Genomic DNA, 12832 nt, shown 5'->3' with positions numbered 1-12832 from the left:
CGCGCCGCGCCAGCTAATGATGCTTCAAACCCGGACGGGGTCTGGCGGTGGCAACGCCACCCCCGACAAGGCAGCGCATTGCGCCAGAAGCTCGTCCTGCAACGCGAGATCCAGCGCCTGAGGATTCGCCGCCTTGCGTTTCAGATGGTAGAAGTACGCCCCGGTCACATCGGCCCGGCGGTCCTCCCCCGCGGCCAGCCAAGCCTGGGTGCGGTGCGCCTGGTCCAGATCATCCGGCGCGCCCGGACCTCCCATCCGGGTCGGCACCCACCCCGGCTCCAGGGCGTTGGCGTAGACCTGCGGCCAGCGCCGCGCCACCGCGAAAGCCAGCATGGCATCGTGCAGTTTGCTTTCGGCGTACGCCTCGGAGCCATTCCAGCGCCGCGCGCGCCACAGCAGATCCGACAGATTGGCGTCGGCGTGGTGATGCATGCCGGAGCTGAGGTACACCAGCCGCCGCGGACGCTCGATCAGCGCCGTCAGCAGATAGGCGGAAAGCGTGTTGACCGCGAACACGTGTGGCACGCCATCGGACGTCAGGCGATGGCGCTCGCGATAGCCGACCGCGGCGTTGTGGATCACCGCGTCGAAGCGGCCCAGCGCGTTCACCCGCGCGGCCACTTCGCGGGCGCCAGCGATGGTCTCCAAATCGCCGACCACCACCTGTTCCGCCGCCGGCAGCGCCCGACGAACATCGTCGGCGCGCGACGCGCTGCGGGCATGCAGCACCACCCGATGCCCTTGCTGCACCAGTAATTCCGCGGCCATCAGGCCCAGGCCGGCTGACGAGCCGGAAATGAAAATGCGAGACATGGTTTGCTCCTGGAAAATGCCGGCGCCCGCCAGGCGGCGCCGACCATGAAATTCAAGCCTGCGAAGGACGCAGGGCCAGCGCCAGCGCCGCGCCCAGCAATGCACATCCGGCGCCGAACGCGTAGACGGCTGCATAGCCGAAATGGCCGGCGATGACGCCCGCCGCCGGCCCCGCCAGGCCATAGGCGATATCGAGAAAGGCCACGAACGCGCCCATCGCGCTGCCCCGGTTGGCCGGCGGCACGCGTTTGAGTGCCTCGACGCCAAGCGCCGGGAACACCAGCGCGCAGCCCAGCCCCGTGACCATCGCCCCGGCCAGGGCCACGCCCGCATTGGGCGCGAACCAGAGCAGCGCCTGCCCGATCGCCTCGACCGCCAACGACCACGCCGCCACCCGGTAGCCGCCCAGACGGTCCGGCAAATGCCCCAGCAACATCCGCACGGCGATGAAACCGGCGCCGAACGCCGTCATCACCCACCCTGCGCTGCCCCATTGGCGCGCGGCGAAATACAGCGACGCGAACGCCGTCAGGCCCGACAGCCCGACGCCTTGCAGCATCAACCCCAGCCCCTCGCGCCAGATGCGGCCGACGACGCGATGAAACGGCAGCCGCGCGCCGCGGGGCGACGGGTATGAAGCGGTCCCCAATGCAATCACGGTGGCCAGCAGCGGCGCGGCGATGCAGGCCGCCATCGACGCCGCCAACCCATAACGCTGATACATCGCCATGCCCATCGGCGCCCCGATAGACAGCGCCGCGAACATGGCGATACCGGTCCAAGACATCGACAGCCCCGCGCGCTGCGGCCCCACCGACGCGATCGACCACGACACGCAGCCCGTCACGAACTGGCTTTCGCCCAGACCCGCCGCCAACCGGCCGGCCACGATGACGCCCAGGCTGGCGGCGGGCGACAGGCCAGGCAGGGCGGCAACGAGATACAGCAGTCCGGCCAGGGCCATCACCAGCGCGCCCTGCAGCGCCGAACGCCTGCCGCCCTCCTGGTCGGTCACCCTGCCCGCGTAGCAGCGGGTCAATACCGTGACCAGGAACTGAATGCCGATCACCAGCCCCACGACCAGATTGCTGAATCCCAGATGCGCGTGCACGAACAGCGGGATGACCGGCAGCGGCAGGCCGACAGCCAGATAGCCGCAGAACAGCGCGGCAATGATGCCCGGCGCCGGGCGGGACAAGGACGCGGGATCGCCCCGCGAGGCGCGCGTCGAGGCAAAAGCTGACATGGCAGCCTCCTTTGCGAAATGGATGAAAGAAACCGGCGGCCCGGCGCGCCGGGCCGCCCGCGCCGTTATGCCGCGGCGCCGAACAGCGCGTTGCGGTAGCCGCTGGCCTGGATCAGGTAGTCGCGCGACGCCGTGACCTCGGCATTCAACTTCGCCAGGTCGACACCCAGCAGCCGTCCCGCGCGCTTGCGCAGTTCGCCGGCCACCATCACCGTATCGACATCGGCGCGCTCCACCGCCTGCACGATCGTGCCGATCGCGTTGCTCACCGGGAACACCGCCACGCCCTGGGTGCGGACCATGATGATGTCGGCCTGCCTGCCCGGCGTCAGCGTGCCGACCTGGTCCTCCAGCCCCGCCGCGCGCGCGCCGTTCACTGTCGCCGCGCGCAGCACCGCTTCCACCGAGATCGGCGCCGGCACATCGGCTTCGCCACGGAAACGCCGGTAGCGCATCGCCGAACGCTGCTGGCCGAACAGCGCGTGCATCTCGCCGAACATGTCGCTGCCGAACGCCGTGTCCAGGTCGATCCCCAGCGCCGGCGCCAGGCCGTGATCCACCGCCTGCTGGTACGCGAACGTGTCGTCGTCGAAGCCGAACAGCGCATCCGAGCGCGGATTGATCGTGATGTTCACGCCGGCATCCGCCAGCAGCTTCCACGTTTCCCGCGGCAGGCGGGTGCAGTGGTTGAAGATGTTGTGCGGCCCCAGGACGCCCGGCTGCGCGAACTCGGGCGACAGCTTGGCCAGGTCGCCGATGAACTCGGTCAGGATGCGCATGTCCAGCTCGCGCGCGGCCTGCCACCATCCCAGGTTGAGCTGCCCGAACAGGCCCACCCGCACCCGGCTGCCGGGGTCGTTCCAGGCGTGCGCCAGGCGCCCCAGATCTCCCGGCAGATGGGCGTTGGACGCGCGCTTGTCCATCGCCGGCCCCACCATGTGCAGCGCGCGGATGCCGGTTTCCGCCAAGGCGTCGAGCGCCGCGTCGGTATGCTCGGGGCTGCGCGAACTGTGGCAGGCATCGATCACCGTGGTGATGCCCGCGTCCAACAACGCGGCAGCCGTCAGCCGGGTGCTCAGATACATGTCCAGCGGGCGGTAGTGCGCGCCCAGTTGTTCCGCCACCACGTCGATATAGGCGAACAGATCGTCCACGTTGGGCAGCATGCGGCGCATCGCGCCCAGCCACATGTGGTGGTGGGCATCGATGAGGCCCGGCATGACGATATGGCCGGTGGCGTCGATGACCTGTGCGTCATCGGCCGGCAGCGCCGGCCCGACCGCGACGATGCGGTCGCCTTCGACCAGGACGTCGCCGGTGGCGAGATTGGGAACCTTGGCGTCCAGCGTCAGGACGGTGCCGCCTTGGAAAAGCGTGCGAGTTGCAGTCATGGAGAGCTCCGTGGAAATGGGATGAACCAGTCGGCGCGGCCGCGATTGCCAGGACATTCTTGCGAAAATCCGCGCTTCGCGCCGTCACGGATGCCACGATAGGTTGCGCTGGATCTTTGATAAAGGTAGATTCGATCAAATCATTTGTGCAAAAAATCAAAGATCGGGGATATCCATGAGCTTCGACGGACGACTGCTGTCCGGAATGAGCGTGCTGGCCGCCGTAGTCGAGGCCGGCAGCTTCAGCCGCGCGGGCGACGTCCTGGGCCTGTCGGCCTCGGGCGTCAGCCGCTCGATCTCGCGGCTGGAAGAGCGGCTGGGCGTTCGCCTGCTCGACCGCACCACCCGCACCCTGCATCTGACCAGTGACGGCGCCAACCTGTACGAGCGCGCCGCGCCCCACCTGGCGGGCATCGAGGAGGCCGCCAGCTACGTCTCTGGCGCCTCGGTCACCGTGCGCGGCACCCTGCGGGTCAGCCTCAATCCCATCTTCGCCCGCCACGTGCTGGCGCCGAATCTGCCGCTGCTGCGCCAGCGCCATCCCGGCCTGGAATTGATGGTGGTGCAGGCGCCTGATATCGGCGACCTGGTGACTGAAGGCATTGACGTGGCGGTGCGCTTCGGCCCGCAACCGCCGTCCACCATGACATCACGCCTGCTGCTGCAGACGCGCGTCCTGACGGTGGCGTCGCCCGCGTACCTGGCGCGCCACGGCCGGCCCAAGCGACCCGAGAAACTGGCCGAGCACGATTGCATCCAATACATCGACCCGCGCCGCGGCCGACCTTTCGGCTGGGAGTTTCATCGCGGACGGGAAGTGTTGCGGGTGGACACCCGGGGGCCGCTGACGACGACAGACGTGGACCTGATGGTGCAGGCGTGCCTGAACGGCGCCGGCGTGGCGCAGGTGCTGGCGCTGAACGTGCGCGAGCTGCTGGCCGACAGGAAGCTGGTCGAACTGTTTCCGGAATGGAACGGCGAGACGTATCCGCTGTATGTCACCCGGCCGTCGCGGCGCCTGGCGCCGGCGGCGGTGGAGGCATTCCTGGATTTCTGTTCAGAGATCTGCGCCGGTCTCTAAGCGGCAGGAGGGTCCAGCGGCAAGGCGTCTACCCACGACGCCTCACAGCCCGCGCAAAAACCCGATCAACGCCGCGTTGACGGCATCCGGCGCCTCTTGCGGCAACCAATGCCCGGCGCCGGCAATCACCTGGGAGCCGCGCAGATCGGGCACGAGCCGCGGCATCGCCTCGATGATCTGGCGCATGCCGGGAATGGCCAGCCCCGTGTCGTACTCGCCCGCCAGGTACAGCGCCGGCACCTCGATAAGCAGCCCCGCGAAAGCGGCCTGGTCCCGCCAGTTGCGGTCCAGGTTCCGGTAGTAATTCAAGCCGCCGCGAAAACCCGATTTGGCAAACGCCCGCGCGAACTGCGCCAGGTCTGCCGTGGAAAGCCACGCGGGCAGCGCGGCCGGGTCGGGCAACACATCCAGCAGCCCGCCGCCGCGCGGCACCATGCCGAAGGGATTGGGCGTCGTCGCATCGCGCGGCCCCAACGCGCCCGACGCGCAGACATAGATCTTGCGCAACGTGGCCTCGGCATCCCGCTCGAATGCCGTTTCGGCCAGGCCCGGTTCGGAAAAGTAATGCGTGTAGAACCACGCCTGCTCATTCTGCGGGAACAGAAGGCTCGGCGCCATCGGCGCGCGTCCCATCATCGGCACCCCGAGCGCCGCCACGGCCCGGAACCGATCCGGGCGCAACTGCGCCGCCTGCCAGGCAATCGACGCGCCCCAGTCGTTGCCGACCAGCACCGCCTGGCGCTGGCCCAGCGCGTCCGCCAGCCCGACCAGATCGCCGATCACATCGAGCGCCGAATAGTGCGCGATGTCCGGCGGACAGTCGCTGTCGCCATAGCCGCGCAGATCCGGCGCGACCGCGTGAAACCCCGCCTGTCCCAGCGCGTCGAGTTGATGGCGCCACGCATGCGACGTCTCCGGAAAGCCATGGCAGAGGATGACCAGCGGCCCCTCGCCCTGCTCCCTCACATGGAGGCGGATACCGTTGGTCTCGATGAAGCGTTGGCGGGCTGCGGGCATGTCGGCTCTGGATAAAGGCGTGAGATGGCACAAATGTTCACCAAAAGAGTAACATTAAAAGTTGCACATTTCCACGACCCCGAATCCATGCAACGAGACACCCGCCTCGCCCGCCTGCTGCACGTCCTGGTCCACATGCACCTGCGCGGCGGCACGACCACGTCGCAGACCATCGCGCTGATGCTGCACACCAATCCCGTGGTCGTGCGCCGCACGATGGGCGCGCTGCGCGACGCGGGTTTCGTCACCTCCACCGGCGGCCCGGGCGGCGGGTGGACGCTGGCCCGCGATCTGGACTCCCTGACGGTGCGGGACGTGTGCGAGGCCATCGCGCACACCACGCTGTTCGCGGTCGGCCCGGCGCAGGACAATGACGCCTGCCCGGTGGAAGCCGCCGTGAACCGGCGCATCAACGCCGCGCTGGCGGCGGCCGAAGCGGCGCTGATGACGGCGTTCGGGGAGGTTCCGCTGTCAGAGATCGCGGGGGAAATCAGGGCGCCGGCGGCGCGCGGGCGGTCGCGGTGACACGGGTCGCGACGGTGGCGCGTCCCCGGGCGCATCCCTCCTTGCGAACACGCTCGGCGATAGCCCCACCGAGCGGCTGAACGCCGCGCTGAAGGCGCTCGCGGACTGGTAGCCGATTGCATGCGCGACCTCTCCCAGGGACAAGCCGTCATGGCGCAACATGTCCTTGGCCAGCGCCATGCGCCAGCGCAGCACATACTCCATTGGCGGAACGCCCAGGACTTGCATGAAACGGGCCGCGAACGCCGCGCGCGACATGCCGATCCGGCCCGCCAGTTCCTCGATGGTCCAACGGTGCGCGACATCGCCATGGATCAGGCGCAACGCGGCCGCCATGCGCGGATGCGCCAGCCCGGCCAAGAGGCCGCCAGGAGGCGCCGCGCCGTCCGCGCGCGACGGATGCCAGCGCAACGCCTCGATCAGCATGATTTCGGCCAGGCGGGTGAGGATCGCATCGCCGCCAGGCCGCGGGTTCACGCTTTCCTCGCCAATCACGCCGGCTATCCAGCGCAACCGCTCCGCGCCGCGATCGCCCGATTTGATATGCACCACCCTCGGCAACCGTTCCAACAGCAACGGCGCATTCGCGGCATCGAACATGAAGAAACCGCCCAACATCCTGACGGCAGCCTCGTCGCGCGGCTCGCCGTGACGCACCTCCGCCACGGGCTCGGTCGTGGCCACGCGTATCGTCGGCGTCTTCAACGCCTCCGGGTCACTGCCCATCCTGAAGCCCGGCGTGGAAGGCAACAGCAGGTAGTCTCCCGCCTCGAACAGGAATGGCTCGGCGCCGTCGACCTGGAGCCAGCACGCGCCGGTCAGCATCAAGCCGAAACTGGGATGCCCGAAGTCGGGATATTGCACTGCCCACCGCCCCGCGCCACTGACGAACTTGGACAGAACGGTTTGTGGACGCAGCAAGACCACGATGGCGCCCAGCGGGTCTGAATCAAGACGATCTCGCATGGTTTACAGATTATTCGCTATTCATCGTCTTGGTCAACCGATCTACGATGGCCCTATCGAACAAGGAGCGACTATGAAGACCGCACTGATCACCGGCTGCTCGTCGGGCTACGGCAAGGCCACCGCCGACAATTTCGCCGCGCACGGATGGAACGTCGTCGCGACCATGCGCCGCCCGGATCCGGAGATGTTCCGTTCCTCGGGGCCAGGGGCCGTGCGCGTCGTGCGAATGGACGTCACCGACGCGGACAGCATCGACCAGGCCATCGCCCAGGGGCTGGAGGCATTCGGCCAGATCGACGTCCTGGTCAACAACGCCGGCATCGGTTTGCTCTCGCCGCTGGAATCCACGCCCCTGGCAACCATACGCGAGGTCTTCGAAACCAATACCTTCGGCGTCATGCGTACGAGCCAGGCCGTCATCCCGCTGATGCGCGAACGAGGCCAGGGCACGATCATCAACGTCACGTCCAGCGTCTGTTTCGCGGGCATGCCACTGGTGGCCCCGTACGCGGCCAGCAAGTGGGCCATCGAAGGCTTCACGGAGGCCCTGTACTACGAATTGCATTCCGTAGGAGTGCGCGTGCGCCTGGTCGAACCCGGCTATGGCCCCGGCACCGCGTTCACCGCGAACGGCATGCCGCGCATGAGCGGGCTGGTCACCGCCCCTTATGAGGCGTATGCGGCCCAACTGTTCGCGCAACTGGGCGCGCCCGGCGCTGCCGTAACGACGCCCGAACAGGTTGCCGCGGCCATCCACGCCGCGGCAACGGAAGAGAGCGAGCAACTGCGGTTTCCGGCCGGTCCCGACAGCGAGCATCTGGCGAACGCGCGCTGGCACAGCAGCGACGCCGAATTCCTGGCCGGCATGCAGGCAATGCTGCGCCTGCAACGCCGGCCCGCGCGCTGACATTGCCGGCGCGTCGCCGTTCAAGCAAAGTCCGTTCCCACCCCCGCCCGCTGGCGCCACGCATCGAAATCCGCCCGCACCGTCTCCAGCTTCTGCTCGGCCAGGTCATTGGCGATCTTGCCCACGAACAGATGCAGCGGCGGCGCGTCCAGGGCCGCGACCTCCTGGATCAGCAGGGCCAGCTTCTCGGGATCGCCGTCCTGCCGGCCGTTCATGCCTTCGCGGTGCAGGTCCAGCGAGGCCTGGGCCGCGGTGTAGTCGGCGATCTTGCGGCGCGCGATGACCAGGCTGTTGTCGTTCAGGAAGTCCGTGCGCACCGGGCCGGGGTACACCACGGTGGCCTTGACGCCGAATTCGGCGGTCTCCGCCGCCAGGGTCTCGGTCAGCCCGGCCAACGCGAACTTGGTCGCCACGTAGCAGCCCCAGCCCGCGTAGCCGCCGGCGAAGCCGGCGATCGAAGCGACGTTGAAGACGTGGCCGCTGCCCTGCCTGCGCAGGTGCGGCAGCGCATGGCGCAGCACGTGCAGCGGCGCGAACACGTTGACATCGAAGTTGCGGCGCACCTCGTCGTCGTCCAGCGCTTCCAGCGGGCCCTGCTGGCCGTAGCCCGCATTGTTGACCACGTAGTCGATGCGGCCAAAGGCGGCGATGGTCTTGTCGATGGCGGCCTGGACGCTGGCCTCGGACACCAGGTCCACCTCCAGCGCCAAGAGGCGCGGATGCTCTTCGCCCAGCGCCTTGTGCAGGCCGGCCAGCGTGCGCGAAGTGGCGGCCACGTAGTCGCCGCGCGCCAGCAACTGGCGGGCCAGCGACAGCCCGATGCCGCGCGCCGCGCCGGTGATGAACCAGGTCTTGTTGGTTTGGATCGTCTGCATTTCCTGATCTCCTGAGGGGTTGGATTACAGGATCAAATGCTAGGCGCGGCGGCCCCGTCCGGATAGGCACAGGGCTATGGGATGATTGCCTATTCCTCTTTTCCGCTCTTTATTTATCGCGGATTCGGTGCAAAATGATGCCCAAGACTCTTTGCCAAGACATTCCCCCATGACTGCACCGCATCCCGCCCGTGACACGATGTCCGCCCTGCTCGCCCAGCTCGCGCCGCACCAGGGCTACACCCGGTCCCAGCTCGACGGCGTGCGCTTCATGCGCGCCGACCACCCGCTGGGACGCACCCCGGTGCTGTACGAACCCTGCATCGTCATCGTCTGCCAGGGCAGCAAGCGCGGCTACCTGGGCGACAAGGTCTACCGCTACGACGCCCGCCATTACCTGGTGCTGTCGGTGCCGCTGCCGTTTTCCACCGAAACCGACGCCTCGCCCGAGGAACCGCTGCTGGCCATACAGATCCGGCTCGACCCGACCACGATCGCCGACCTGGTTCTCTCGCTGGACGGCCGCGAAGGCCAGACGCCGCCGGCGCCGGAAGGCATCACCTCCACGCCGCTGGACGATACGCTGGCGGACACCACGCTGCGGCTGCTGCGGGCGCTGGCCTCGCCGGTCGAAGCCCGCATCATCGGCCCGGGCATCGTGCGGGAATTGTGTTTTCGCGTGCTGGTCGGCGAACAAGGCGGCGCGATCCGCGCGGCGCTGGCCAGCCAGGGCAACTTCGGCCGCATCTCGCGGGTGCTGCAACGCATCCACGACGACTATGCGCAACCCATGGAGGTCGCCACCCTGGCGCGCGAAGCGGGCCTGAGCGCCCCCGCCTTCCACGCCCATTTCAAGACCGTGGCGGGCACCTCGCCCATCCAGTACATCAAGTCCATCCGGCTGCACCAGGCCCGCCTGCTGATGATCCGCGACAACCTCACCGCCGCCGCGGCCGCCGGACGCGTCGGCTATGAAAGCGCGTCGCAGTTCAACCGCGAGTTCAAGCGCCTGTTCGGACGCAGCCCCGGCGAGGAAGCGCGCGAGATGAAGACCGTGTTTTCGCTATTGCCGGCCGCGCGGCTGGAGGGGCTGGCGGCCACGCATTGACGCCGTCAATAGTCCCGAACCGCATCGAACCAACGCAGCGCCTGCGCCTCCGTCACGCCCAGCTCGGCCAGCCGCGCGAGCTGGCTGAATTGCCACACGGCCTCGCCGATGTCTTCGCGTTCGGCGGTCTCGATGCCCTTCATCCCGTTGAAATGGCCGGCGAACGCCTGGATGGCCGACTGCGCCGCGTCGGCGTCACGGGCGCCCTGCAAGGCATCGAGGGCAATGTCATAGGCCGCGTTGGCCGACTTCGCCATGCGGCCGCTCCATCCTGAAAACGGCCGCCCATATTCGCTTTGCCACCACTGCGGCTTGCGCAGCTTGCTGACCGACGTATAGTCGGCCCACGCCCGGACCTTTTCCCGCGCCTTCAGTTGCGCCTTCAAGCGCTTGCCGGCGTCGTCATCGACGTTAAAGCCAATGAACCGTTCCAACAGCGGCCAGGTGTCCAGCGGCGGCAGGCCCGCCAGGTCCGGCGCGAAGCGGATCTCCAGGCTCTTCAGATGCGGCAGACGGGCCAGCGCGTCCCAGTCGGCAAAGCCGCCCCACAACGACAGGCGCTCCAACCCGGCAAAGCGCTCGATCCCCTGCAGCGATATTGGCTGCGCCAACGGCTCGCCGTACAGCGCCAGCGTCGTCACCGACCGCAGCATGCCCAGGTCGGGCAACCCATACGGCGCCTGGCTGGCGCGCCGGCCCAACGCGGGATGCAGCGACAGCATGTCCGGCGTCGCCCCCGTGACGGCGATCCGGGAAAGATCGCCCAGCAGGCCCAGCCGCAACCCGCCTGGCACCGCGATGTCCAGATGCCCCGCCACCGCATCGAGCCGGATCTGCAGCGTCTGGATATCGGCCGCGCGGGCGTCGATGCGGCGCGTGTCGGCAAACGCCGGCGCCCAGGTGAACTGTTCGATCGGACGCCGCTCGGACCAGCGCAGGAAGCCGCTGTCATTGCCGTGGTAGTAGAGGTGGCGCGGCCACGGCGACCCGGCCGGGGTGGCGAACGGATCGAACGCCGGCCAGTGAATCACGTCATCGAGCGCCACGCGCAGATCGGCCTTCGGGTCCCCGCCGGCCGGCCCGATGACCAGGTCCCCGCGCCCCGCCTCCCTGACCAGCACATGGCTGTCGGGCCCGGTCAGGCCCAGCCGGAAACGGCCATCACGGGTCACCGACCCCACAGGTTCGCCGGACACATCGATGGGTTCGGACACACCACACTCCCTTTCGTCAGCAAGATTCAGCACGCCTGCCGGGCTGGCAAGCGGTCACAACGTCATGGGGGGCTGCTCTTCGATCCGGAAAGACAGCTCCCTTTGCCCCAGCGCGCCGGCGTCCACGTATTCGAATTCCACGCGCTGCCCCGGCTGGGCGGCGGGCCCGAGATGGTCGACCCGATACATCACGCCGCCCACGCGGTAATTGTGGGCCAGCGACACCGTGAGCGAGTTCGGCGTGCGCAGGCGATACGTCACGGCCTCTTCCACCACCCCGCGCACGCCCTGCTTGTGACGCGCGCGCTTCAGGCGCGGACTGCGCATGCCCAGCACCAGCCCCATCAGCGCCAGGACTGCCGCCAGCAGGATCACCGGCGGCACGAACAGGCTGACCGCCAGCGGCGCCAGCGCCGCCAGCAGGAAGAACTTGCGCACGCCCCGCTCTTCGCGTCTCACGTTCTCGCGATCGGCGTCGCTGATCTCCTCGAGCGACGTCCAGGCCTGCCCGCTCATCGGGTAATCCACCCGCAGCAACAGGCCCGGCGCATCCGGCAGCAACGGCAGCACGTGCAGCCGCACCGGCAGATCCGTCAACGCCACGGCGTCGGCCGGCCGGGCGCCGCTGCGGGTATCGCTGGTGGCCTCGTTCCAGAAAGGCAGCGCCACCTCCACCCGCTGTTCGCCAAACACGTAGCTGATGCCCGGCCGCTCGCCCGGCCCGAAGCCGGTCAGGTGTCCGGACACGATCTGCTTGGTCCCCCGCCCCTTGAGCGCGCGCGCGACGCTGCGCCAGGCGCGCGGCACCCGCAGCAACCGCCGCCCGAAGAACGCCACGCCCACGCCCGCGCCGACGGCCACCAGCAACACCATCACGCCATCGGCGCCGCGCAGCGAGCGCCATTCGGACACGGCCAAGACGCCGACCAGCAGGATCGTGCTGGCCAGCAGCAGGAACACGAGCAGGCAGGCTATCAGGGCCAGCGTCTTGCCGCGGGTGCATCGGCGCAGCAGCGCAATGTCGTCGCCCGTCAGCGGGGCCTCTTCGATCCGCAGGGCATCGCTCATGCTCAATACGTCGCGAACGGCACTTCCACCTTCAATGCCGCGCCACCCGAGGCCGGGCGCAGGCTGTAGGTGGTGACGCCGCCATCGTCGTCGGCCAGCGAAGCATCTTTGCGCGTCACGGTGTAGCGCTGGTCGCCAATCTCCAGTGCATCCCGCGCCGCCGCGCGGGCATCGGCCGGCACCAGCAAGCCGCCCCGCGCATCCGCGCCGCCGCCGAATTCGTGCCCGGCCAGCGCCCCTTCGACGCGCAGCAACTGCACGCGCGGCCGGTACGGCGCGGCGTCGAGGTTCCAACCGTTGGTCAGGTCGGTGATCCACGGGCCGGGAATGTCGTAGGCGCTTTCCAGCTCGGCCTCGGTGACCGCTTCGCCCTGCACCACCAGGCAGCACACCACCTTGCCGCCCTTGGCGTCGAAGGCCGCCCACTTGCTCGCCACCGGCGCGGCGGCGGGCAGCATCGAGAAATGGAATTGCTTGTCGAGCCGGGAATCGAAGACCTTGCGCCATGCGCCGACCTGCGGCTGCTGTGCGTGGACGATCGTGGACGCCAGAAGGGTCATGGCGAAAACGCTTGCTCGGAACAATGAAGGTGTCATCTGGCGCGGTATGGATAGGGGA

13 protein-coding genes are annotated in these 12832 nt (G+C 68.5%); 4 read left to right on the top strand and 9 right to left on the bottom strand.

The genetic code is table 11. The features are described 5' to 3' along the window. Positions 1 to 24: 24 nt before the first annotated feature. The 3 genes from SB816_RS11325 to SB816_RS11315 form a co-directional block, all read right to left on the bottom strand. Complete coding sequence (locus SB816_RS11325) at positions 25 to 813, bottom strand: SDR family NAD(P)-dependent oxidoreductase (RefSeq protein WP_054502336.1); 789 nt, start codon at positions 811 to 813, stop codon at positions 25 to 27. 52 nt (positions 814 to 865) lie between these two features. Then, a complete protein-coding gene (locus SB816_RS11320; protein ID WP_410546984.1) occupies positions 866 to 2059 on the bottom strand; it encodes an arabinose transporter in 1194 nt (397 codons plus the stop codon). A 65-nt stretch (positions 2060 to 2124) separates the two neighbouring features. Further along, positions 2125 to 3450 (bottom strand): amidohydrolase family protein, encoded by a 1326-nt coding sequence (locus SB816_RS11315; RefSeq protein ID WP_054502334.1) that lies wholly within the window; start codon positions 3448 to 3450, stop codon positions 2125 to 2127. Positions 3451 to 3625: 175 nt separating this feature from the next. Here SB816_RS11315 and SB816_RS11310 point away from each other — a divergent pair, with 175 nt between their 5' ends. Then, on the top strand, positions 3626 to 4531 hold the full coding sequence (locus SB816_RS11310) for a LysR family transcriptional regulator (RefSeq protein ID WP_054502333.1): 906 nt from the start codon (positions 3626 to 3628) through the stop codon (positions 4529 to 4531). 42 nt (positions 4532 to 4573) lie between these two features. Here SB816_RS11310 and SB816_RS11305 read toward each other — a convergent pair whose 3' ends face one another. After that, positions 4574 to 5548, bottom strand: coding sequence for an alpha/beta fold hydrolase (locus SB816_RS11305; RefSeq protein ID WP_054502332.1), 975 nt, complete (start codon positions 5546 to 5548; stop codon positions 4574 to 4576). A gap of 87 nt (positions 5549 to 5635) precedes the next feature. Here SB816_RS11305 and SB816_RS11300 point away from each other — a divergent pair, with 87 nt between their 5' ends. Further along, positions 5636 to 6073 carry an RrF2 family transcriptional regulator gene (locus tag SB816_RS11300; RefSeq protein WP_175166867.1) on the top strand — a complete coding sequence of 146 codons (438 nt, stop codon included), beginning with the start codon at positions 5636 to 5638 and terminating at the stop codon, positions 6071 to 6073. On the opposite strand, the gene SB816_RS11295 is transcribed toward SB816_RS11300, so the two are convergent. Next, on the bottom strand, positions 6020 to 7039 hold the full coding sequence (locus SB816_RS11295) for an AraC family transcriptional regulator (protein WP_410546983.1): 1020 nt from the start codon (positions 7037 to 7039) through the stop codon (positions 6020 to 6022). The genes SB816_RS11300 and SB816_RS11295 overlap by 54 nt on opposite strands. A 73-nt stretch (positions 7040 to 7112) precedes the next feature. Between SB816_RS11295 and SB816_RS11290 the strand changes: the two genes are divergently transcribed. After that, the gene (locus SB816_RS11290) at positions 7113 to 7949 is read left to right on the top strand and encodes an SDR family oxidoreductase (protein WP_410546982.1); all 837 of its coding nucleotides are present in this window, start codon (positions 7113 to 7115) and stop codon (positions 7947 to 7949) included. Positions 7950 to 7969: 20 nt separating this feature from the next. On the opposite strand, the gene SB816_RS11285 is transcribed toward SB816_RS11290, so the two are convergent. Beyond that, complete coding sequence (locus tag SB816_RS11285; RefSeq protein ID WP_410546981.1) at positions 7970 to 8824, bottom strand: SDR family oxidoreductase; 855 nt, start codon at positions 8822 to 8824, stop codon at positions 7970 to 7972. A gap of 169 nt (positions 8825 to 8993) precedes the next feature. On the opposite strand from SB816_RS11285, the gene SB816_RS11280 reads away from it, so the two are divergent. Further along, the gene (locus SB816_RS11280) at positions 8994 to 9932 is read left to right on the top strand and encodes an AraC family transcriptional regulator (protein ID WP_054502328.1); all 939 of its coding nucleotides are present in this window, start codon (positions 8994 to 8996) and stop codon (positions 9930 to 9932) included. Between the two features lie 5 nt (positions 9933 to 9937). Here the strand turns inward: SB816_RS11280 and SB816_RS11275 are convergent, their stop codons facing one another. Genes SB816_RS11275 through SB816_RS11265 form a run of 3 tightly spaced genes read right to left on the bottom strand, consistent with a single transcriptional unit; the run spans position 9938 to position 12774 of the window. Next, on the bottom strand, positions 9938 to 11146 hold the full coding sequence (locus SB816_RS11275; RefSeq protein ID WP_336234993.1) for a hypothetical protein: 1209 nt from the start codon (positions 11144 to 11146) through the stop codon (positions 9938 to 9940). Positions 11147 to 11200: 54 nt separating this feature from the next. Further along, positions 11201 to 12214 (bottom strand): hypothetical protein, encoded by a 1014-nt coding sequence (locus SB816_RS11270; RefSeq protein ID WP_410546980.1) that lies wholly within the window; start codon positions 12212 to 12214, stop codon positions 11201 to 11203. Positions 12215 to 12216: 2 nt separating this feature from the next. Beyond that, positions 12217 to 12774, bottom strand: coding sequence for a hypothetical protein (locus SB816_RS11265; protein ID WP_410546979.1), 558 nt, complete (start codon positions 12772 to 12774; stop codon positions 12217 to 12219). Between the last annotated feature and the right edge of the window lie 58 nt (positions 12775 to 12832).

The sequence above is a fragment of the Achromobacter sp. SIMBA_011 genome, from assembly GCF_046535435.1.
Taxonomy (GTDB): Bacteria; Pseudomonadota; Gammaproteobacteria; order Burkholderiales; family Burkholderiaceae_B; genus Achromobacter; species Achromobacter dolens.
This window is presented reverse-complemented; position numbering and strand designations above follow the sequence as displayed.